At 66.3% G+C, this 21,002-nt stretch carries 19 protein-coding genes and 1 tRNA gene; 10 read left to right on the top strand and 10 right to left on the bottom strand.

Translation table 11 applies throughout. From position 1 onward, the window contains the following. Positions 1-131: 131 nt before the first annotated feature. The 5 genes from V9K93_RS15680 (at position 132) to V9K93_RS15660 (ending at position 7,481) form a co-directional block, all read left to right on the top strand. Complete coding sequence (locus V9K93_RS15680; RefSeq protein ID WP_046985475.1) at positions 132-1,238, top strand: efflux RND transporter periplasmic adaptor subunit; 1,107 nt, start codon at positions 132-134, stop codon at positions 1,236-1,238. Further along, positions 1,235-4,360, top strand: coding sequence for an efflux RND transporter permease subunit (locus tag V9K93_RS15675; protein WP_046985474.1), 3,126 nt, complete (start codon positions 1,235-1,237; stop codon positions 4,358-4,360). Before V9K93_RS15680 ends, V9K93_RS15675 begins: the two co-directional genes overlap by 4 nt. A gap of 16 nt (positions 4,361-4,376) precedes the next feature. Next, entirely contained in the window at positions 4,377-4,949 is a 573-nt protein-coding gene (locus tag V9K93_RS15670; RefSeq protein WP_337302875.1) for a GNAT family N-acetyltransferase, read from the top strand. Positions 4,950-5,137: 188 nt separating this feature from the next. Continuing rightward, positions 5,138-6,655, top strand: a complete 1,518-nt coding sequence (locus V9K93_RS15665) for an alanine/glycine:cation symporter family protein (RefSeq protein WP_025874267.1) — start codon at positions 5,138-5,140, stop codon at positions 6,653-6,655. Beyond that, entirely contained in the window at positions 6,648-7,481 is an 834-nt protein-coding gene (locus V9K93_RS15660) for a TrmH family RNA methyltransferase (RefSeq protein ID WP_489686270.1), read from the top strand. The genes V9K93_RS15665 and V9K93_RS15660 overlap by 8 nt, the downstream gene beginning before the upstream one ends. Positions 7,482-7,627: 146 nt before the next feature. Here V9K93_RS15660 and V9K93_RS15655 read toward each other — a convergent pair whose 3' ends face one another. The 4 genes from V9K93_RS15655 to V9K93_RS15640 all read right to left on the bottom strand — a co-directional run bounded on the left by V9K93_RS15655 (position 7,628) and on the right by V9K93_RS15640 (position 10,808). Further along, positions 7,628-9,049 carry a M28 family peptidase gene (locus tag V9K93_RS15655; RefSeq protein WP_337302848.1) on the bottom strand — a complete coding sequence of 474 codons (1,422 nt, stop codon included), beginning with the start codon at positions 9,047-9,049 and terminating at the stop codon, positions 7,628-7,630. Positions 9,050-9,274: 225 nt separating this feature from the next. Further along, on the bottom strand, positions 9,275-9,679 hold the full coding sequence (mscL, locus tag V9K93_RS15650; protein ID WP_046985469.1) for a large-conductance mechanosensitive channel protein MscL: 405 nt from the start codon (positions 9,677-9,679) through the stop codon (positions 9,275-9,277). Between the two features lie 55 nt (positions 9,680-9,734). Further along, complete coding sequence (locus V9K93_RS15645; protein ID WP_006387611.1) at positions 9,735-10,451, bottom strand: fumarylacetoacetate hydrolase family protein; 717 nt, start codon at positions 10,449-10,451, stop codon at positions 9,735-9,737. 75 nt (positions 10,452-10,526) lie between these two features. After that, positions 10,527-10,808 carry a hypothetical protein gene (locus tag V9K93_RS15640; RefSeq protein ID WP_046985468.1) on the bottom strand — a complete coding sequence of 94 codons (282 nt, stop codon included), beginning with the start codon at positions 10,806-10,808 and terminating at the stop codon, positions 10,527-10,529. 178 nt (positions 10,809-10,986) lie between these two features. On the opposite strand from V9K93_RS15640, the gene V9K93_RS15635 reads away from it, so the two are divergent. Continuing rightward, positions 10,987-11,322: a Rieske (2Fe-2S) protein gene (locus V9K93_RS15635; protein WP_046985467.1), complete on the top strand. Its 336-nt coding sequence runs from the start codon at positions 10,987-10,989 to the stop codon at positions 11,320-11,322. A 364-nt stretch (positions 11,323-11,686) separates the two neighbouring features. Here V9K93_RS15635 and V9K93_RS15630 read toward each other — a convergent pair whose 3' ends face one another. From V9K93_RS15630 to thiS, 4 genes are all read right to left on the bottom strand, one after another. Beyond that, positions 11,687-13,534: an SLC13 family permease gene (locus V9K93_RS15630; RefSeq protein ID WP_046985466.1), complete on the bottom strand. Its 1,848-nt coding sequence runs from the start codon at positions 13,532-13,534 to the stop codon at positions 11,687-11,689. 27 nt (positions 13,535-13,561) lie between these two features. After that, entirely contained in the window at positions 13,562-14,296 is a 735-nt protein-coding gene (gene trmB / locus V9K93_RS15625; protein ID WP_046985465.1) for a tRNA (guanosine(46)-N7)-methyltransferase TrmB, read from the bottom strand. Further along, complete coding sequence (locus tag V9K93_RS15620) at positions 14,296-15,090, bottom strand: thiazole synthase (protein ID WP_006387459.1); 795 nt, start codon at positions 15,088-15,090, stop codon at positions 14,296-14,298. Before V9K93_RS15620 ends, trmB begins: the two co-directional genes overlap by 1 nt. 145 nt (positions 15,091-15,235) lie before the next feature. After that, positions 15,236-15,436, bottom strand: coding sequence for a sulfur carrier protein ThiS (gene thiS / locus V9K93_RS15615; RefSeq protein WP_046985464.1), 201 nt, complete (start codon positions 15,434-15,436; stop codon positions 15,236-15,238). A 207-nt stretch (positions 15,437-15,643) separates the two neighbouring features. Here thiS and V9K93_RS15610 point away from each other — a divergent pair, with 207 nt between their 5' ends. Together V9K93_RS15610 and V9K93_RS15605 are read left to right on the top strand one after the other, a co-directional pair. Beyond that, on the top strand, positions 15,644-17,479 hold the full coding sequence (locus V9K93_RS15610; RefSeq protein WP_337302847.1) for an autotransporter outer membrane beta-barrel domain-containing protein: 1,836 nt from the start codon (positions 15,644-15,646) through the stop codon (positions 17,477-17,479). 121 nt (positions 17,480-17,600) lie between these two features. Continuing rightward, positions 17,601-17,674, top strand: a tRNA-Gly gene (locus V9K93_RS15605). Between the two features lie 136 nt (positions 17,675-17,810). Here the strand turns inward: V9K93_RS15605 and V9K93_RS15600 are convergent. Further along, positions 17,811-18,548, bottom strand: a complete 738-nt coding sequence (locus tag V9K93_RS15600) for a hypothetical protein (RefSeq protein ID WP_046985478.1) — start codon at positions 18,546-18,548, stop codon at positions 17,811-17,813. A gap of 287 nt (positions 18,549-18,835) precedes the next feature. On the opposite strand from V9K93_RS15600, the gene V9K93_RS15595 reads away from it, so the two are divergent. Next, positions 18,836-19,240 (top strand): DUF805 domain-containing protein, encoded by a 405-nt coding sequence (locus V9K93_RS15595; RefSeq protein ID WP_136639338.1) that lies wholly within the window; start codon positions 18,836-18,838, stop codon positions 19,238-19,240. Positions 19,241-19,279: 39 nt separating this feature from the next. Beyond that, entirely contained in the window at positions 19,280-20,461 is a 1,182-nt protein-coding gene (locus tag V9K93_RS15590) for a hypothetical protein (RefSeq protein WP_337302846.1), read from the top strand. Between the two features lie 80 nt (positions 20,462-20,541). Here V9K93_RS15590 and V9K93_RS15585 read toward each other — a convergent pair whose 3' ends face one another. After that, positions 20,542-20,964: an acyl-CoA thioesterase gene (locus V9K93_RS15585; protein WP_337302845.1), complete on the bottom strand. Its 423-nt coding sequence runs from the start codon at positions 20,962-20,964 to the stop codon at positions 20,542-20,544. Positions 20,965-21,002 lie beyond the last annotated feature (38 nt).

Genomic DNA, 21,002 nt, shown 5'->3' with positions numbered 1-21,002 from the left:
GCACCAGCCTTGCACGGAACCGGTTGAAGGCGCTAGCGCGGTGCCGGTTCCACGCCGGTAAACGCTTGGCACATACCGCTTTTGCGGGCCCTTGCCTACACTCGGCGGCCGTGGATCAATCAGGACCGTTCATGTTGGCTCGTATCGCTTCGACCCTGGCCTTCGGCCTCAGCCTGGCCGTGCTGGCCGGGTGCGCAGGCAAACAGGAGGCTGCCGCACGTCGGCAGGGCGAAGCAGTGCCGGTCACCGCGCAGGTCGTGCAGCCCACGCAGTGGAACGACACCCTGCAGGCGCTGGGCACGGCCAAGGCGCGCGAATCGATCAGCGTCACCGCCAAGGTCAGCGAAATCGTCGAGAAGGTGCACTTCGAGAGCGGCCAGCACATCGCCGCCGGTGCGCCGATCGTGACCCTGCGCGGGCAGGCCCAGGAAGCGGCACTGGTGCAGGCCCAGGCCACCTTCCACGAGGCCGACCAGCTGTACAGGCGCCAGCGCGAGCTGGCCACGCAGCGGCTGGTATCCAGTGCCACGCTGGATACGCAGAAGTCGATCCGCGATGCCGCCGAAGCGCGCGTGGCGCAGATGCAGTCGGACATCGGTGACCGCCGTGTGCGTGCGCCGTTTGCCGGCGTGCTCGGCATCCGCCAGGTCAGCCCGGGCACGCTGCTGACGCCGACCACGGTGATCGCCACGCTCGACGACATCGAACACATGCATATCGATTTCCAGGTGCCGGAAGTGGAACTGGCCGCACTCGGCGTCGGCGACAAGGTCAGTGCATCCAGCGTGGCCTGGCCGGGCCGCACCTTCGAAGGCGTGGTCAGTACCATCGATGCACGCATCGATCCGGCGACCCGTGCAGTGACCGTGCGCGCCGACTTCGCCAACAGCGACCACGCGCTGCGTCCGGGCATGCTGCTGGACGTACGCCTGTTCCATCCCGAACGGCCGGCGCTGGTGGTTCCGGAAATCGCGGTGGTGCAGGTCGGCCGCGATACCTTCGTGTATCGCATCAAAAGCGACGACAGCGTCGAGCGCGTGGATGTGGTCACCGGTGCGCGCCGTGCCGGTGTGGTCGAGATCAAGCAGGGCCTGGAAGCGGGCCAGCGAATCGTGGTCGATGGCACCGGCAAGCTGCGCCCGGGACTGAAGGTAGCCGCCAAGGACGCAGCACCGGCGAGCGGCGCCAAGCCGGCTGACGCGCCGGCGGCGGTGGTCGCCGAGGGCCACGGCGGATGAAGCTGTCCGACACCTCCATCCAGCGGCCGGTGTTCGCCGTGGTGATGAGCCTGCTGCTGCTGGTGCTGGGCGTGATGTCCTTCACCCGCCTGACCCTGCGTGAGCTGCCTGCCATCGATCCGCCGATCGTTTCGGTGTCGGTGGATTACACCGGTGCCTCGGCGGCGGTCATCGAAAGCCGCATCACCCAGGTGCTGGAAGACGCGCTGGCCGGTATCGAAGGCATCGATACGATCAACGCGCGCAGCACCAATGGCCGCTCGCAGGTCAGCATCGAATTCACCTCCAACCGCGATATCGAGGCCGCAGCCAACGACGTGCGTGATGCGGTCAGCCGCGTTGCCGACCGCATGCCGGAAGAAGCGCGCCCGCCGGAAATCGCCAAGGTCGAAAGCGATGCCGACCCGATCATCTGGTTCAACATGGTCTCCTCGACCATGGACACGCTGGAACTGAGCGACTACGCCGACCGCTACGTGGTCGACCGTTTCTCCAGCCTCGACGGCGTGGCCCAGGTCCGCATCGGCGGCCGCCAGCGCTATGCGATGCGCATCTGGCTGGACCGTGACCAGCTGGCCGCGCGCGGGCTGACCACCGGCGACGTGGAAACCGCGCTGCGCAACGAGAACGTGGAACTGCCGGCCGGCCGCATCGAATCGACCGACCGCGACTTCACCCTGCGCGTGGAGCGCAACTACATCAAGCCCGAAGACTTCGCGACCATCCCGCTGGGCAAGGGCCGCGACGGCTACGTGGTGCGCATGGGCGACGTGGCGAAGATCGAGCTGGCTTCGGCCGAGCGTCGCGCCTACTACCGCAGCAACGGTGAACCGGGCATCGGCCTGGGCATCGTCAAGACCTCCACCGCCAATTCGCTGGATGTGGCACGCACCGCGCGCGCTGAGGCGGAGCGGGTCGCGCTGACGCTGCCCAAGGGCACGCAGATTTTCGTTGCCTTCGACAACACCACCTTCATCGAAGCCGCAGTGGACCGTGTTTACGCCACGCTGGTGGAAGCGATGATCCTGGTGCTGGCGGTGATCTGGCTGTTCCTCGGCAGCTTCCGTGCTGCACTGATTCCGGCAGTGACGGTGCCGGTGTGCCTGGTCGCCGCCTTCATCGCGCTGTATGCGTTCGACTTCTCGATCAACCTGCTGACCCTGCTGGCGCTGGTGCTGTGCATCGGCCTGGTGGTGGACGACGCGATCGTGGTGGTGGAGAACGTGCAGCGCCGCATCGATCTGGGTGAACCGCCGTTGGTGGCGTCCAAACGCGGTACCGCGCAGGTGGCGTTCGCGGTGATCGCCACCACGGCCGTGCTGGTGGCGGTGTTCCTGCCGGTCGGTTTCCTTGAGGGCAACACGGGACGGCTGTTCCGTGAACTGGCGGTGGCGCTGGCTGCGGCAGTGGCATTGTCCGCGTTCGTGGCTCTGACGCTGACGCCGATGATGGCCTCCAAGCTGCTCAAGCCCCATACCGGGCAGGCGCCGCGTGGCCTGCATGGTTTCATCAACCGCAACCTGGAGCGCCTGGCCGGGGCCTATGGGCGGGTGCTCGACCACCACGTCGATCGCACCTGGATCTACCTGCTGGTGATGGTGGCTGCACTGGCCGCCAGCTGGGGCCTGCTCAAGCTGCTGCCATCGGAACTGGCACCGGCCGAAGACCGCGGTTCGTTCCAGATCATGATCGACGGCCCGGAAGGTGCCGGCTACGACTACACCGTGCAGCAGGTGCAGCAGGTGGAAGCGATGCTGGCACCGCATGTCGGCCCTGACAAACCGATCGTGCGCGCCAACCCGCGCGTGCCGGGTGGCTGGGGCGCCAGCGAGGAAATGCACACCGGCCGCGTCAGCATCTTCCTGCAGCCGTGGCGCCAGCGCAGCGAGGGCACGCCGGAAGTGGCCAATGAGCTGCAGAAGGAACTGGACACCATCCGCGGCGTGCGCGTACGTACGCAGGTGGGCGGTGGCCTGGTGCGCAGCGGCGGCCAGCCGTTCCAGATCGTGCTGGGCGGCCCGGAATACGCCGAGATCGCGCAGTGGCGCGACCGCATCCTGCTGCGCATGGCCGACAACCCCGGCCTGGTCGGCCCAGACTCGGACTACAAGGAAACCCGCCCGCAGATGCGGGTCAACATCGACCGCCAGCGTGCGGCCGATCTGGGCGTGCCGGTCACCGCGATTGGTTCGGCACTGGAAACCATGATGGGCTCGCGCCGCGTCACCACCTTCGTCGACAACGGCGAAGAGTACGACGTGCTGGTCCAGGCCGGCCGCGACGGGCGTGCCAGCCCGGCCGACCTTGCCGCGATCCGTGTGCGTGCCACCTCCGGCGAACTGGTGCCGCTGTCCAACCTTGTCACGCTGAGCGAAGTGGCCGAGGCCGGCACCCTGAACCGCTTCAACCGCCTGCGCTCGATCACCATCAATGCCGGCCTGGCGCCGGGTTATCCGCTGGGCGAGGCGATTGCCTGGGCGCAGCAGGTCACGCGCGAGGAGCTGCCACAGTATGCGCAGGTGAATTGGAAGGGCGAATCGCGCGAGTACCAGAGTGCTGGTGGTGCAGTGCTGCTGACCTTCGCGATGGCGCTGCTGGTGGTGTACCTGGTGCTGGCCGCGCAGTTCGAGAGCTTCATCCACCCGCTGACCATCATGCTGACTGTGCCGCTGGGTGTGCTCGGTGCGCTGGTTGGCCTGTGGGTCAGCGGTGGCACGGTGAACCTGTTCAGCCAGATCGGCATCGTCATGCTGGTCGGCCTGGCCGCGAAGAACGGCATCCTGATCGTCGAATTCGCCAACCAGCTGCGCGACGACGGGAGAACCGTACGCGAGGCGATCATCGAATCGGCGATGGTGCGCCTGCGTCCGATCCTGATGACCTCGATCGCCACCGTGGTCGGTGCGGTCCCGCTGGTGGTGGCCGGTGGCCCCGGTTCGGCCAGCCGTGGCACCATCGGCATCGTGATCATCTTCGGCGTGACCCTCTCGACGTTCCTGTCGCTGTTCGTGGTGCCGGCGTTCTACGCGCGGCTGGCGCCGTACACGCGCTCGCCGGAAGCGGTGAAGCGCGAGCTGGAGAAGCAGGAAGCGGAGTCGCCGTCGGTGGGTGGACATGCCTGACCTGACCACCAACGGGATGGCTGGCGGGGTCGGATCCCTTTCCCAAAGGGAAAGGGCTCTGACCCCACACCTGCAGGGCGAGGGCCTCCTCCTGCGCCCTTGGCGCAATGAAGACCTCGAATCGCTGCTGCGCCATGCGAACGATGCCGAGGTGTCGCGCGGCCTGCGCGATCGCTTCCCGTACCCGTACACGCGCGAGGATGGCGAGGCCTTTCTGGCTGGCCGCGTGCTGGCGCCGGGCACGCTCAACCTGGCCATCGAGATCGACGGCCAGGCCTGCGGCAGCGTCGGGGCCCAGCAGGGCATCGCCGAGCGCGGTCACATGGCGGAACTGGGCTACTGGCTGGGCCAGTCCTACTGGGGCCAGGGCCTGATGACCCGGGTGGTCGGCCTGTTCGCACCGTGGGTGATGGACGAGCTGCGCCTGTTCAGGCTGCAGGCCGGGGTAGTCGACTTCAACCTTGGTTCGGCCCGGGTGCTGGAAAAGAACGGCTTCCAGGAAGAGGGCGTGGACCGCTGCGCGGTCTACAAGCGCGGCGTGCTGCACGACCTGCGCCGCTTCGCCCGGGTGCGCACGCAGCTTCCGTAACCGGCCGCCGGGCACGGCCCGGCGCTACCGTGGGGGGCACGGTCATTGCCGGTAGCGCCGGGCCATGCCCGGCGGAGAACACGCCCCCACATCCGGCGCTATCGCAGCGACCTTCGATCAGGGAGAATCGACCGGTCCCTTCCAGCCGACGGGACGTCCTCACAACCCGCCGACTGGAGAGAGCGCGCGTGGAAGCTACCGTACATTTCATCAACAGCATCATCTGGAGCAAGGCGCTGATCTTCATGTGCCTGGCCGCCGGCCTGTTCTTCAGCCTGCGCACCCGCTTCATGCAGATCCGTGGTTTCGTCGAGATGTGCCGCCTCACCGTGTCCGGTGAGAAGTCCGACGCCGGCGTGTCCTCGTTCCAGGCCCTGGCCATGTCGATGGCCGGCCGCATGGGCATCGGCAACATCGCCGGCGTGGCCACCGCCATCGCCTTCGGCGGCCCCGGCGCCATCTTCTGGATGTGGGTGATGGGCTTCCTCGGCGCCTCCACCTCGTATGTGGAATGCACCCTGGCGCAGATCTACAAGACCAAGGATGCCGAAGGCCGCTACCGCGGTGGCCCGGCCTACTACATCGAAAAAGCGATGGGCCTGAAGTGGTATGCCATGGCCTTCGCCATCGCCACGATCATCGCCGCCGGCTTCCTGATGCCCGGCGTGCAGGCCAACGCGATCGCCGACAGCGTCATCAACGCCTGCCGCGGTACCGCGCTGTGCGGTCCGCTCGATGGCCAGGCCTTCGGCATGGAATCGGCGCAGGCGCTGAAGCTGGGCATCGGCATCGTCGTCGCCCTGCTGCTGGGCGTGGTGATCTTCGGTGGCGTCAAGCGCATCGCCAATTTCGCCGAAGTGGTGGTGCCGTTCATGGCCGCCGGTTTCATCCTGATGGCCATCGTCATCATGATCATCAACTACGATCGCGTGCCGGAAATGTTCGGCATCATCTTCAAGAGCGCGTTCGGCACCCACGCCGCGTTCGGCGCGATGATGGGCCTGGCGGTGGAGTGGGGCATCAAGCGCGGCATCTACGCCAACGAAGCCGGCCAGGGCTCGGGTCCGCACGCTGCGGCGGCCTCGGAGGTCTCGCACCCGGCCAAGCAGGGCTACGTGCAGGCGTTCGCCATCTACTTCGACACCATGATGGTGTGCACCGCCACCGCCTTCCTGATCCTGGCCAGCGGCACCTACAACGTGTATTCGCCGGTCGCCGGCGCCGCGCCGATCTTCCAGGGCCTGGCCGGCATTCCCGAAGGTGCGGGCTACGCGCAGGCGGGTGTGGAAGCGGTGCTGCCGGGCTGGGGCTCGGCCTTTGTGTCGGTGGCGATCTTCTTCTTCGCCTTCACCACGATCATGGCCTATTACTACATGGCCGAAACCAACCTGACCTACGTCAACCACAACAAGCGCCGGCCGCTCACCGTGCTGCTGCTGCGCCTGGGCATCATCGGCATGGTGGTGTTCGGTGCCTTCCACAACGCCACCCTGGCCTGGGCGCTGGGTGATATCGGCGTGGGCCTGATGGCCTGGCTGAACATCATCGCCATCCTCATCGTGCAGAAGCCGGCCATGCTGGCGCTGCGCGATTACGAACGACAGAAGAAGCTCGGTCTCGACCCGATCTTCGACCCCGATGCCCTGGGCATCAAGAACGCCGATTTCTGGCGTCAACGCAAGCTGGAGTTGTCCCGTAGTGAATGATCCCTGGAAGAATGCCCGCCGCCCGTCGTCGCGACCGCCGCGGGCCACCCCGCTGCCACCGCGTGAGGGCGGCACCCCGCCACCGCCGGGGCGTGGCAACGACGAACTGCGCCTGTATGGCTGGAACGCGGTGCAGGCGCTGTTCGCCAAGCGTCCGCAGGCGCTGCGCAAGCTGTACCTGGTGGAATCGCTGATTCCGCGCATGCAGCCGGTGCTGAAGTGGTGCGTGGCCAACCGCGTGGGCTATCGCGTGGTGGAGGAGGGCGACCTCAACAAGCTGGCTGCCACCACCCACCATGAAGGCCTGGTGGCCGACGTGCTGCGCGCGCCGGTGTTGCCGCTGGCGCAATGGCTGGCCGAACTGGGCGAAGGCCCGGCGCTGGCACTGTGGCTGGATGGCGTCGGCAATCCGCACAACTTCGGTGCGATCCTGCGCTCTGCCGCGCATTTCGGCGCCAAGGCGCTGCTGCTGCCGGCCAGCAGCACGCTGGCGCTGTCCGGCGCGGCCGCACGCGTGGCCGAGGGCGGCGCAGAGTCGGTGCCGCTGGTACAGTTGCCTGAGGATGCAGAAGCGATGGCGCAGCTGCGCGCGGCCGGTTTCGGCCTCGCCGCGACCCTGGTTGAGGGTGGCGATGACGTGTTCCGCGCGTCGTTGCCGGCCCGCCTGGTCTACGTAATGGGCGCGGAAAGCGAAGGCATGGATCGCAGCCTTGCCAGCGAATGCGACCTGCAGGTCTCGATTCCCGGCAGCGGCGCGGTGGAGAGCCTGAACGTGGCCTCGGCCACGGCCGTGCTGTTGGCTCAGTGGGTCAGTCGCCGCGATTGAACCTCTGCGCGGGGTCAGATCCCTCGCCACGGCGAGGGCTCTGACCCCGTCCGGTTCCCAATGCAGGATCTGCCGTGGTGGGTGCGAACCTTGGTTCGCACCGCTCCCGCCGCTGCGCTCGCCGGGCATGGCCCGGCGCTACTGCGTCATTCGTTCGGCGGCGTGGTCGCCTTGGCTTCGCTGCCGAAGCTGCCATCGGCTTCCGCCGCCAGATACGCGAACACGGTGTAGGCGGCCACGTTCTGCGCCAGCGCCTTCGGATCGATCTTGTCGAGGGTGTCGTCGGCGGTGTGGTGCAGGTGGAAGTAATCCGAGCCATCCTGCGCCAGCCACGCCCATGCGCCACCCTTGGCGGCCAGCGGACCGACATCCGGCCCCGGGCCACCCTTGTCGGCGGCGTACTCGATGCCCAGCGGCTTCATCACCTCGGCAATCTGCCTGGTTGCCTCGCGCGAGCCTTCCGGGTTCGGCGAACCGGTGTTGAAGGCGTAGATGCGGCCAGCACCGAAATCGCTCTCGGCGGCCAGCTGGTGCAGGGCTACGTCCTTGGCGTGCGCCTCGGCGTAGGCCTTGCCGCCATACAGGCCCTGTTCTTCGTTGGCGAAGGCGACCACGCGGATGGTGCGCTTCGGCGCCTGCTTCAGCTGGCCGATCAGATGACCGGCGGCCATGGTGATGCCCACGCCTGCGCCGTCATCGACCGCGCCGGTGCCCAGGTCCCACGAGTCCAGGTGTCCACCGATCACCACCACTTCCTTCGGCAGCGTGCGGCCGGTGATCTCACCGATCACGTTGTACGAGGTCGCCGTGCCATCCCAACCGCAGTCCAGTGCGACCTTCACCGTGGTTGCGCCACGGGCAAGCAGACGCGCCAGCTGGTCGGCGTCGGGCACCGACAGCGCCGCCGACGGCACCGGGGTCAGGCCGTCATCGAAGCGGGTGATGCCGGTGTGCGGCACGCGGTGCGAATCGGTACCGGCCGAGCGCATCAGGAAACCGATCGCGCCCTTGCGGATGGCCTCGGACGGGCCCTTGCTGCGGATCGCGCCGCCACGGCCATAGTCGCGGCCATCGCGGAACGGCAGCATCTGGTAATCGACGAAGGCGATCTTGCCCTTCAGCGAACCCGCCGGTGCGGCCTGCAGCGCGGCCAGATCGGCAAACCGCACTACCTCGGCTTCGACCGTGCCGCCCGGGCTGCCGCCCAGCGCGGTGATCTGCAGCGGCTGCGGGTTCCTGCCGGTTACGGCGGCGTGTTCACTGCGGCGCTCCCATTTCGGGAAGGTCACCGGCTCTTTCCAGACCTTGTCGAAACCGAGTGCCTTGAACTTGGCTTCGGCCCAGGCCACGGCGCGAGCGTCAGCTTCGCTGCCGGCGATGCGCGGGCCGATCTCGGTGGTCAGCGATTCGACCACCTTCCAGCCGGTGTCGTCAGCCAGTGCCTGGTCGCGCAGCTGCGCAGCGGTGGCCAGCGAAGCCGGGGGCAGGGTGGTGGTGTGCGGCGCCGCGAAGGCCGGGGCGGCCAGCAGGGCGAGGGAGGATGCGATGGCAAGGATGCGGCGACGCATGGACAGCTCCGGGAAGGGACCAAGCCTTGGAGCTTAACAGTCGTTCAGGCCCGCGCATGGGCGGGAGGTCATGGCTGGCGCGAACGCTGTTTTCCGCCACGTCCGGCAAAGCGAAAGCCCCGCCGGAGCGGGGCTTTCGTGCAGTCGCGGTAGTGCCGGCCGCTGGCCGGCACCACGGTTGTTCCGACGTTGCCGGCCAGCGGCCGGCACTACCGGTAGGCCGCCTTATTTCTTCAGGCTGTCGCGGATCTCGCGCAGCAGCACCACTTCCTCGGCCGGTGCGGCCGGAGCGGCTTCCTTCTTGCGCGACAGGCGGTTGATCACCTTGATCACCAGGAAGATGGCGAAGGCCACGATCACGAACTGGATCAGCGTGTTGATGAAGTCGCCGTAGCCGATCACCACGGCGGGGATTTCCTTGCCGTCGGCACCGATGCTGGCCGGTGACAGCGTCCACGCCAGCTGCGAGAAATCCACCTTGCCGATCAGCATGCCCAGCGGCGGCATGATGATCTTCTCGACCAGCGCGGTCACGATCTTGCCGAAGGCCGCGCCGATCACCACGCCGACGGCGAGGTCGATGACGTTGCCGCGCATCGCGAATTCCTTGAACTCGGTGAGCATTCCCATTGTTGTTTTTCTCCGGTGGGGGAAGTGGACAGCGCGCAGGGTAGCGCAGGTGATGTCAGCCGGCGATCACGCCGTGGCGCTCGGCCACGTTTTCCAATCGGGCACTGAAACGGTCGCCGGGCTTCAGCGCCGCCACCCCGGACGGGGTACCCATGAACACAAGGTCGCCGGCACGCAGCTGCCACAGCTTGGACAGCTCATGCAGGATCTCCGGCACGTTCCAGATCATCTGGTCGAGCAGGGCCTGCTGGCGGACCTCGCCGTTGACCTCCAGCGACAGGTTCAGCGCGGCCAGGTCGCCCACTTCAGCGGCATGCACGATCTCGCTGATCGGTGCCGAAGCATCGAAGCCCTTGGCTGCATCCCACGGATGGCCCTTGTCCTTGGCGGCGGCCTGCAGGTCGCGACGGGTCAGATCCAGTCCGACTGCATAGCCGTAGACCAGCGCATCGGCATCGGCCACGGCCAGTTCACCGGCCGGCGCATCACGGCCGATCGCCACCACCAGTTCCACTTCGTGGTGCAGGTTGGCGGTTGCCGGGGGATAGGGGATGGCATCGTCGTGGCCGACCACGATCGCATCGGCCGGCTTGCTGAAGAACATCGGACGGCCGCGGTCGTCGGCCGCCGGCACCGCTGCGCCCATTTCGCGGGCATGGTCGGCGAAATTGCGGCCGACGCAGTAGATACGGTGCACGGGGAAGCTGCCACCACCCACCACCGGCACACGCGGCAGGGCTACGGCAGGAATCACATCGGAGACATCGGACATGCGGGCATCCAGGAAGGGCGTGCCCGCAGTCTAGAACGCATGGCGCCCGCCGTCAGCGGGCGCGGAGGGCGTGGATCAACGCGAGGCCGGCAGCACCGGCTTGCGCACCACGCGGAACTCGCCCTCGACCACGTTCGGGTCGAGAGGACGGGCAGTGCCCGGCTTGCGCGAAGCCAGCAGCTTCCATGCCAGGCCGACCAGGATCATCGCCGCACCGACGAACACGCCAATGAACACCATCGCGGCCAGGATCGCCAGGCCGAGCAGGCCCACGGCAACGCGCACCAGCGGGTGACGCGGCTTGCGCGGCGCGAACAGGGTGCGGAACTGGTTGAAGGCGGATGCGCGATTGAACATGGCGGCTCGATAGGCTGGAATCAGCGAAACCAGAGTATCGGGAGGTGCCACTGTCTTTGAGTGAAAAACTCGTTAAATATAGCCTGTGCTTATTACGAATCAATGACTTGTGTTCATGTTGCAGCCAGTCACCTGAGTGGGCGTGCGACAATGCGCGTTTACTGTCCGAGCCTTCGCCATGACTGCCGCTGCTGCCCTGATCGCCCTTGATGCCATTGCCGATGGCGCGTTCGCCGAGGTCGAGGCGGTGGTCGATGGGGATGCCGAGTCGCTGGTGTTGTATCGCGACGGGTCTCAGGTGCGGGCGTTCCTGAACATCTGCCCGCATGCCGGTCGCCGCCTGGACTGGGCACCGGGCCAGTTCCTGAAGAGCCGCGAAGGCCACCTGGTATGTGCAGCGCACGGCGCCTCGTTCGCGCTGGACAGCGGCGACTGCATCGCCGGCCCCTGCAAGGGCGACCGCCTGCGCGCGGTGCCGGTGGACGTGCGCGACGGGCAGGTCTACCTGGCCTGAGGCCGGAAGCAGTCGAGCACGGCTCGACTCTACAAAAGTCGTGTCGACCAAGGTCGACACCTACCAACAGCGGTCCATGCCGTTCCGACAGATCGCGGAAATCTGTCGAAGGCGGGGTGAGTCCGGTGGCGGGGGTGTCCGCGGCATGGATGCCGCGGCCAAGCCCCCATGGGTGAGGGCGCTTTGCTTGCGAAGCACTGCTTCGCAAGCGCCCGAACGCACAGCCGCCAGCGGCTGGGCCGGTCTGGGGGTTTACGGCGTCCCCCGCAACCGGACCCACCCGCCATCCCAAGGAATGCAGGCCGTTGCCGTTGTCGTTGCCTCGGCGGGTGCAGGGCGCACCCCTGCCAACAAATCCCAACCCTCAGAACATCAGGTTGATCATCAACACCACCACGCACGTATAGATCAGCGACAGTGGTCCGCCGACCCGCCACATTTCGCGTGGGGTGTAGTTGGCCGGGCCGGTGATCATCGAGATCACCGGATTGGAGGCCGTCATCAGGTTGTTGGACGCCGACAGCGCCACGATCAGCGCGAACGCCGTCGGGTTGCCGCCCGCGGCCAGCGCCAGGTTCACCGCAATGGGCACCATCACGATGGTCGCGCCCACATGGCTGATCACCAGCGAGAACGCCGTGGTCAGCAGCGCCAGTGCGACTTCCAGCACCCATACCGGGATGCCGGTGGGCAGCTTGTCGATGGTGTGGCCGGCCACCCATGCCGCCGCGCCGCTGGAGTCCATCGCCCAGCCGAGCGGGATCAGCCCGGCCATCATGAACACTGTTTTCCAGTTGATCGAGGCGTAGGCCTCGTCCATGCGCAGCACGCCGGTCAGCAGCATGCCGGCCACGCCGGTCATCAGGGTCAGCGCCACCGGCAGCTTGCTGGTCAGCGCGATCAGGATGGTCAACGCGAAGATCGCCATCGCGATCTTGAACTTGTGCGGGCGCTGCTCGCCGGTCGGGTAGTCGGTTACCACCACGAAGTCACGACTCCTGGCGGCCTGTGCCAGGTCGGTCCAGATGCTGTGGAAGACCAGCATGTCGCCGGCACGCAGCTGCACATCGCGCACGTCCTCGCGGATCACCTGCTTGTCGCGGTTGATCGCCAGCAGGCTGATGCCGCGCTCCTTGCGCAGGCGCAGGTCGGCCGCGCTCTTGCCGATCACGTTCGAGGTCGGTGGCACCACTGCCTCGGAGATGCCGGCGCGGCTGGGGTTGAACAGGTCACCGAGGTGCTTCAGGCGCGAGGACATGCGCAGGAACTGGTTCTGCGCGAAATCGTGGATCTGCTCGCGCGGGCCCATCGCCCCCAGCACGCTGCCGACCCAGATGCGCATTTCCGCCGGTGGCGCCAGGCGGGTGTCATTGCCGGTTTTCAGGGCCAGCAGCAGCGGCGCATCATGCAGGTTCTCGGCCTCGCCCAGGGTCATGCCGACCAGCGGGCTTTCAGCGCTGACCACCAGTTCGAACACGTCGCCTTCGATGCCATAGGTCTTTGCGAAGTAGCTCTCGGTGCGTGCCGGGGTGACCCCGTCGTTGACCAGGCTTTCCTCTTCCACCAGCTTGCGGTCGCCGTAGTAGCGGAAGTACAGCAGCGAAGCGATCAGCAGCGCCACGCCGATCGGCAGCGGCGCGAACATGCGCAGCGGTTCGATGGTGGCCAGGCCCGAGGGCAGGTTGTTGTTGGCCGAGGCCAGCAGATCGTTCAGCAGGATCAGCGGCGAGTTGCCGACCATGGTCAGCGCGCCACCCATCACGATCGCCGCCGAGATCGGCAGTAGCAGCCGCTGCATGGTCAGGCCCGTGCGCGCCGCCAGCCGCGAGGCCACCGGCAGGTACAGCGCCATCACCGACGGATTCTGCATGAAGGACGAGTTCAGGCCGGCGATGGCCGTGGTCATCATCAGCAGCCGCTGCTCCACGCCATGGCCGCGCCGCAGCAGCCATGCGGCCAGCCGGTTCAGCGCCCCGGTGCGGTCCAGGCCGGCACCGAGGATGGTGGTGGCGATGATGCTCATCACCGCGTTACCGGAGAAACCACCGAAGATTTCCTCCGGCGCGATCAGGCCGGTGACGCCGAGCACCACCAGCACCACCAGCGCGACCACGTCGGCGCGGATGCGCTCGAACAGGAACATCGCCATCGTGAAGCCGACCAGCCCGAGCACGAGCTTCATGTCGTTGGTCAGCGTCAGCGCGGTATCCATGTGGGGAGCGGCGTCCTCAGGCGATCGTCAGGTGCGGTCGTACAACAGGTCCCAGACGCCATGGCCGAGCTTCTGGCCGCGGGTCTCGAAGTGGGTCTGCGGCCGCCAGTCCGGGCGCGGCACGCTGCCACGCGGACCGGCGCGGTTGACCAGGCCAGCGGTGGCGTCCAGCACGTCCCACATCTGCTCGGCGTAGTCCTCCCAGTCGGTGGCGCAGTGCAGGCGGCCGCCCGGGCGCAGCTTGCGCACGATCAGTTCGGCGAACGCCGGCTGCAGCAGGCGGCGCTTGTTGTGGCGCTTCTTGTGCCACGGATCCGGGAAGTAGATGCGCACTTCATCCAGCGCGCCATCGGCGATCTCGTTCTGCAGCACCTCCACCGCATCGTGGTGGTACAGGCGCACGTGATCGGCGTTGTCATCGGCCAGCGCGTTCAGCAGGCGGCCCACACCCGGGGCGTGCACTTCGATGCCGATGTAGTCGCGCGACGGGTCGTGCTGGGCGGCGAAGCGCATGGCCGCGCCATTGCCGAAGCCGATTTCCAGCACCTTGTGCGCGGGACGGCCGAAGGTCGCATCCAGGTCACGCGGCTGGCCGCTGTAGTCCAGGCCGAAGCGTGGCCAGCGTTCGTCGAACGCGCGCTGCTGGGCCGGAGTGAAGCGGCCCTGACGCAGCACGAAACTGCGCACTTCGCGGCGACCTTCACTGACCGTGAAGGGCTTGGGCGGGGCCTTGGAACCCGCGCTGTCGAAAGGATTGGTCATCAGCCGATCAACCCGTCAATCGGCGACGACGCACTGGCATAGCGCTTGCGCGGGATTCGCCCGGCCAGGAAGGCCTCGCGTCCGGCTTCGACCGCCTTGCGCATGGCGCTGGCCATCAGCACCGGGTGGCGCGCGCCGGCAATGGCGGTGTTCATCAGCACGCCATCGCAGCCGAGCTCCATCGCGATCGCCGCATCCGAAGCGGTGCCGACGCCGGCGTCGACGATGATCGGCACCTTGGCGTCTTCGATGATCTGCAGCAGGTTGTACTTGTTCTGGATGCCCAGGCCCGAACCGATCGGCGCGGCCAGCGGCATCACCGCAGCGCAGCCGATCTCTTCCAGGCGCTTGGCCAGGATCGGGTCGTCGGAGGTGTAGACCATCACCTCGAAACCGTCCTTGACCAGCTGCTCGGCGGCCTTGAGGGTCTGCACCACGTCCGGGTACAGCGACTTCTGGTCGCCCAGCACTTCCAGCTTGGTCAGGTTGTGGCCGTCCAGCAGCTCACGGGCCAGGCGGCAGGTGCGCACGGCATCCTCGGCGGTGTAGCAGCCGGCGGTGTTGGGCAGGATGGTGAAACGCTCCGGCGGCAGCACGTCGAGCAGGTTCGGCTCGCCCGGGTTCTGCCCGATGTTGGTGCGGCGGATGGCCACGGTGACGATCTGGGCGCCTGCAGCCTCGGTGGCCAGGCGGGTTTCTTCCAGATCCTTGAACTTGCCGGTGCCGGTCAGCAGCCGCGAGCCATAGGTCTTGCCGGCGATCACCAGCGAATCGGGGGAGACTTGAACGTTCATGGCGCGATTATCGCTTATCCGCCTGAAGATGGGGTCACGTAGAGGGCTGGGTCGGATCCCTTTGCCAGGGCAAAGGGCTCTGACCCGCTGCGAAGTGGTTCTGGGGCAGAGCCCATCGCAATTCGATGGGATCCGACCCCGGCCATCAGCCCCCGCCCAGCGCGTGCACGATCTCCACTACGTCGCCTTCGGCCAGCGCATGTTCGCCATGGCGGCTGCGGCTGACGATCTCGCCGTTGACCTCCACCGCCACCCGGCGCTGCAGCAGCTGCTCGGCCTCGAGCAGGTCGTGGAGGGTCGCCGAAGCGGGCAGGGTACGCGGTTCGCCATTGAGCTGGATGTTCATCCGCTCATTGTCGCTGATGGCACGTCAGGATCGGAATGCTTGCAACTTCCTCCGGGCGCCAACGCTGGCACAGCGCACTGTCAGGCGATCAGGCGACAATCCATGCGGCGGCGCAGCGTGAGCAAAAGGCGGCGCGGTGAAACCATTCACCGTGCGCCGGCGTACGTGCGCCGGATTCCTACCTATCTTCCCCACAGGAGTTTCTACATGCAGCTCAGCAAACACCCGATCCGCTCCCTGATGGCGGCCGCGATCGCGCTGGCCGCGCTTCCGGCCATGGCAGACGAAAACCCGTACTCGAAGGCCGTGTTCTTCGGTGACAGCCTGACCGACGCCGGTTACTTCCGTCCGCTGCTGCCGGCGGCCACCCAGGGGGCCACCGGTCAGTTCACCACCAACCCGGGCTGGGTGTGGTCACAACAGGTGGCCAACTACTACGGCCTCAACAACGGCGCCAACGGCAATGGCCAGAACGGTGACAATTACGCCGCAGGCGGTGCCCGTGTCAGCGTGGACGTACCGAGCGCGCTGGGCGTCATCCCGTCGCTGAAGACGCAGGCCAACCGTTACCTGGCTGCGAACGGCGGCAAGGCAGATCGCAATGCCCTGTACACCGTATGGGGTGGCGCCAACGACCTGTTCGCTGCAGCTGGCGCTCCGACGCAGGCCCAGGCCATCATCGGCGCAGCCGTTACCGATCAGATTGCCCTGGTCGGCGCGCTGAAGCAGGCAGGGGCACAGTACGTGCTGGTGCCGAACCTGCCGAATGTCGGCCTGACTCCGGCATTCCGTGGCCCGAATGCGGCCACCGCCACTGCGCTGTCCGCGGGTTACAACAAGGCCCTGTACGGTGGCCTGAAGCAGGCCGGCATCGAGTTCATTCCGCTGGATACCTTCACCGTGCTGAGTGAAGTGGCTGCCAACCCGGCCATGTACGGTTTCACCAACGTCACCAGCACCGCCTGCAAGATCGATCCGAACAACTCGACGGTCAGCATCCTGACCTGCAATCCGACCAGCTATGTCAGCCCGGATGCGTACCAGACCTATCTGTTCGCCGATGGCGTGCATCCGACCGTCGCTGGCCACCAGCTGCTGGGTCAGTACGCCGTTTCGGTGCTGGAAGCACCGCGCCTGCAGCAGGTGCTGAGCCACTCGGCACAGACCATCGGCCGCTCGCGTGCCGATCAGGTCAGCAATCACCTGGGCGCCCGTCCGGCCGATGGCCTGTCGTGGTGGGGTGGCGTGCGTGGCGACCTGCAGCGCTACGACCACGCGGACCTGTATGACGGCCTCGCTCCGGCCGGCCTGTTCGGCATCGACTGGGCGCGCGACGGCGTGGTGCTCGGCGGCTTCGCCGGCTTCGGTCGCCTGAATGCCGACTTCGGCAACAGCCGTGGCGACTTCACCCAGAAGGACACCACCGCCGGCCTGTTCGCGGCATGGTACGGCGACCGCGTCTGGGTCAACGGCCAGGTCAGCTACACCTGGCTGTCGTATGACGTGAACCGCAAGGTCCAGCTGGGCCCGGCCACCCGCGAGCACGGTGGTTCGCCGGATGGCAGCAACCTCACTGCTGCACTGAACGCCGGTTATGAGTTCGGCACCGAAGGTGGCTTCCGCCATGGTCCGGTCGCTGCGGTGATCTGGCAGAAGGTCAAGATCGACGGTTACAGCGAAAGCGCCGCCGCCGGCACGCTGGCCACTGCCCTGGGCTACGACCGCCAGAACGTCGACTCCACCGTTGGCCGTATCGGCTGGCAGGCCCGCTTCGATGGCGGCACCGTCAAGCCGTACGTGCAGGTGACCTACGACCACGAGTTCGAGGACACCAAGCAGGCCAGCGCCTGGCTGCAGACGCTGCCGGAACTGGGCAGCTACCGCGTGCCGGGCCTGGACTTCGACAAGAACTACGCCACCGCCGTGCTGGGTGCGCGCATGGACCTGTTCGGCCTGCAGGGCAACGTTGGCCTGAGCACCACGGCCGCGCAGAAGCGCGCCCGCGATGCCTCGGTCTTCGCCACCGTCAGCGGCAGCTTCTGATCCAGAGCGGGGTCGGGGTCCTTTCCGCAGGGAAAGGGCTCCAACCCCGCCGCTGCATGGCAGGATGGACCGGCTACCATTGCGCAACACCGGCCGCTCCGCATAGACTTTCCACCGCAACGCGGGCGTAGCTCAATGGTAGAGCTGTAGCTTCCCAAGCTACTGACGTGGGTTCGATTCCCATCGCCCGCTCCATGTCTCCAGGGTATTCACCCCAGGCAGACGCGGCGCAATGGTTGAACCACACCGAAGCCAGGGTGTGGTGGCAGCGCCCTGACTTCTCTCTTCAATGCGTTGGGCTGTGGCTCCTCCGAACCACAGCCCGAGTGGCTTATGCGCCCGCTTGCGCGGCCGCGTCCTTGGCGGCGGCAGTGATGGAGCTTCCGAATCCGGTATACGTTGACCCGTTGCAATGCAGATAGGCACGGAATACGACGCCATTCAGTTCGGCATTGTCGAAGTAGCAGTGCGTGCCTGTTTCGGACGATTTCTTCACAAGGCGCATTGCAATCGCGTTTGAATCATCGACGCTGGAGCCAATGCCGGCAATGCTCCAGGACTGACCTGCTCGGCTACAGGTGTAGGGATACCTGTATCCGTGTGCCGACCCGTAGTAGTAGTCAACATTGCAGCTTGCCTGCGTCGCAGCAAGATTGATGGCCAGTTCGAGCAGGTTCCTCCCCGCGGTCGTTGTCGACAGGCCGTAGGCGGAAAGGGAGGTGGAATCGCACTGCCCTTTGATTCCGACGCCGGGTGCTGGGATGCTGACATATGGATCGTGTGCGAGGACGCTGCATACGGGGCCTTCCTCGGCGACGGCGAGGAGCCCATTCGCATTGGCTGTCGCATCATCGATATTGCTGCCAACGCCCGAGACCGTACCATTCTTGCCGCATCGCCGGACCGCCACGCCACCGTGGTTCGGCAACATGTCCATGCCAGGATCACAGATGCCCGGCCCGATCGAGGATGCCCCTGAGTGCCCGCTGTGCTCACGTTCCACATTCGGTGCCACCGACGCCTGGGCCGAAAGCAGTGCAAGCATCAGGGGAAAGGAAATCGCAGCCATGTAAAACCTCAAATCCATGAGTGAGTGATGAAGCTAGCAGAAGCGTCTTTTGGGAAAACCGGAATTGAACCAATCCGTCGCTTCAGGAAGCCAGTGCTTCGATTCAAGATGCTCACGGCCATGAAAGTGCGAGGCAATTGGTATGTTGTTCTTGGCTGCGCGGCCTCCTCGGCAACGCCCGCTGTCTCCCAGGCTGTGTCGCGCCGGAAGATTCAGTCGGTGCTCGGCTTGGGGATGCTAAAAGATCGTTAACTTTTGGTTCCCAGCGCCCGCTGCCCGGAGCGAGAATGATCGCTGCACTCATGCCCATCAGGCGATGCCTTGATTTTTCAGGGCGATCCAACCGGACAGAATTCTGGTCGTATTCCCTGCTTGGCGGGTTCGTGGCGGGGTTGGGCTACATTCTGATGAATGCCAGCTCCTGGCTGATCGGTAGCGATCTCTACGATGGGGAAATGTCCCAGCGTCTGCAGGGAGCAGGAGTGGCAGTGGCGATGTTTGCCGTCATCGTCCTCCTCCCGCCGATGCTGGCCCTGGCCGTTCGGCGATTGCACGATATCGACGAGTCCGGCTGGTACGTGGTGATCGCATTCATTCCGTTGGGTGTGTTCGTTCTCTTTCCTCTCATGCTCCTTCCGGGGAGCGAGGAAGAGAATCGATTCGGCGGAATGCCTGGAGTGCCGGGCGCTTGAATCAGCGTTCTGGTGCGAAGTCGCAGCCACCACACCCGCATGATTGTTGATCGCATCACCCTCCGCCGATACACCCAATGGCTGCCGTTCCTGGCTTGGGTCGCCATCTGCGTGGCCTGGTGGTCGCCCTTGGGCGTGGTCGTTGGCCTGGCCGCATGCCTTGCCCTGGGAGGCGTGCTGCAGCGCTTCGATCTGGTTGGCGATGCCGTAGGCGGCGCACAGCTGCGCTCGCGGGCGACGCTGCCCTTTGCCACTCGGCCGCCCAGGCACGATGTGCTGCTGGACTGGGGCGAGCTGGGTATGGGCGGGCCTGCCTACAGCACCCAGATGCTGCGCGACGGCGCCATCGTTGAAGGCGTATCGACCAGCGGCAGCCACGATGCCAGTGGTGAGTGGCAGCAGCTGGCAGGAAGCGCGCTGCGCGTGGCCAGTGGCTACATTGATCGCAGCGAAGCGGTGATCGTCTACGACGAAGCGGACAAGAGGGTGATGCACCTGCTGACGATTGTTCCCAGCCTGTTCTGGCAGGAACTGCACGAGCGTCGGCAGCTTGGCGGGGATGCCGAAGCTGCGGCGTGGCTGCGCGATCTTCCCAGTCGATTGACCACGCTGCGCCCCTGTCGGGGTCTATGGCTGGAACAGGAACATCCGGCAGTGGCCGCCGGGTTGCCGCAGGCATTGCGGCATGTCCTGCCTGACGGTCGGGTTCTGCAGGCCATCCCGCTGCTTCCCGACGACCTGCGCCTGACCGCACATCCGTCCCTGTTCACCCGCGTCTGCCCGTACGCCCTCTGCCTTGATGGCGAGGCCAGTGACCGTCATGCCTGCGATCTGGACACGGTCATCGCCAGCCCGTCAGGGCGATGCGTGGCGGTGGCGGGCAGCGTACTTGATGGGGATCTGCGTCCCATCGAGGGTGTGTGGCTCGTCCAATGGCAGGGGCATTGGCAGGCCATCGGCCGCCGTGCGATGGGCGGCAGTGGCAAGACCCGGAGTGGGGCCTGGATCGATGTGATCGCGGTCGGCGATGACGGAACGCTTCGCTGCGAAGCCTATGAGGAACACTGGACGTTCGAGGCGATCACACGCATCCCCACGCCACACACGGCATTGGCGCTGCCTGTGGAATGGCGGGAAACCGCATTGGCCGTGCGTGTCCGCGATGGGTGCTTCTCGTTGCGCCTGCCCCGTGCTGATCAGCGGCACGCATCCCCTGGATGAGCCATGAGGATGTCCCCGGCGATGGCCCTTCCACCGCCAGAGACGGCAAATGGGTGCGGATGACCGGATTTCCGGATGACTCATGTGCCTGCCGATTGCATCAGCTGCGCATACTCCTCGGTAAACAGCCCCGACAACGCCCGGCGCTGCTCTACATCGATGGCGCGCGAAGCGTTGGCTGTGTAGTCGAAATGCACCATCACGCAGCGCCCGCTGGCCACCAGGGCCTCGAACTGGAACGCCTGCTGCACGATCGACAGCGAGGAGCGGCCGATGTTCTCGATGCGGGTCTCGATGCGCACTTCGTGACCGGCCTGTATCTGCTGCAGGAAGTCGATCTCGTAGCGGCGCAGGATCAGCGTCAGGTCGCGCATGCTGGCCTCGCGGCTGAAATGCCGGAAGATCTCCTGGCGGCCTTCCTCGAACCAGACGGGCAGGGCGGTGTTGGTGACGTGGCCGAGTACATCCACTTCGGAGAAGCGCGGAAGGATCGTCAGCGGCATGATGCCTCCGGGGCGTAGTGGGTGGGGTCTCCGGCGAC

The sequence above is a fragment of the Stenotrophomonas sp. CCNWLW162 genome (genome assembly GCF_037203745.1).
GTDB lineage: Bacteria > Pseudomonadota > Gammaproteobacteria > Xanthomonadales > Xanthomonadaceae > Stenotrophomonas > Stenotrophomonas maltophilia_AQ.
The sequence above is the reverse complement of the archived record's forward strand: the minus strand, read 5'-3'. Positions and strand labels throughout refer to the sequence as shown.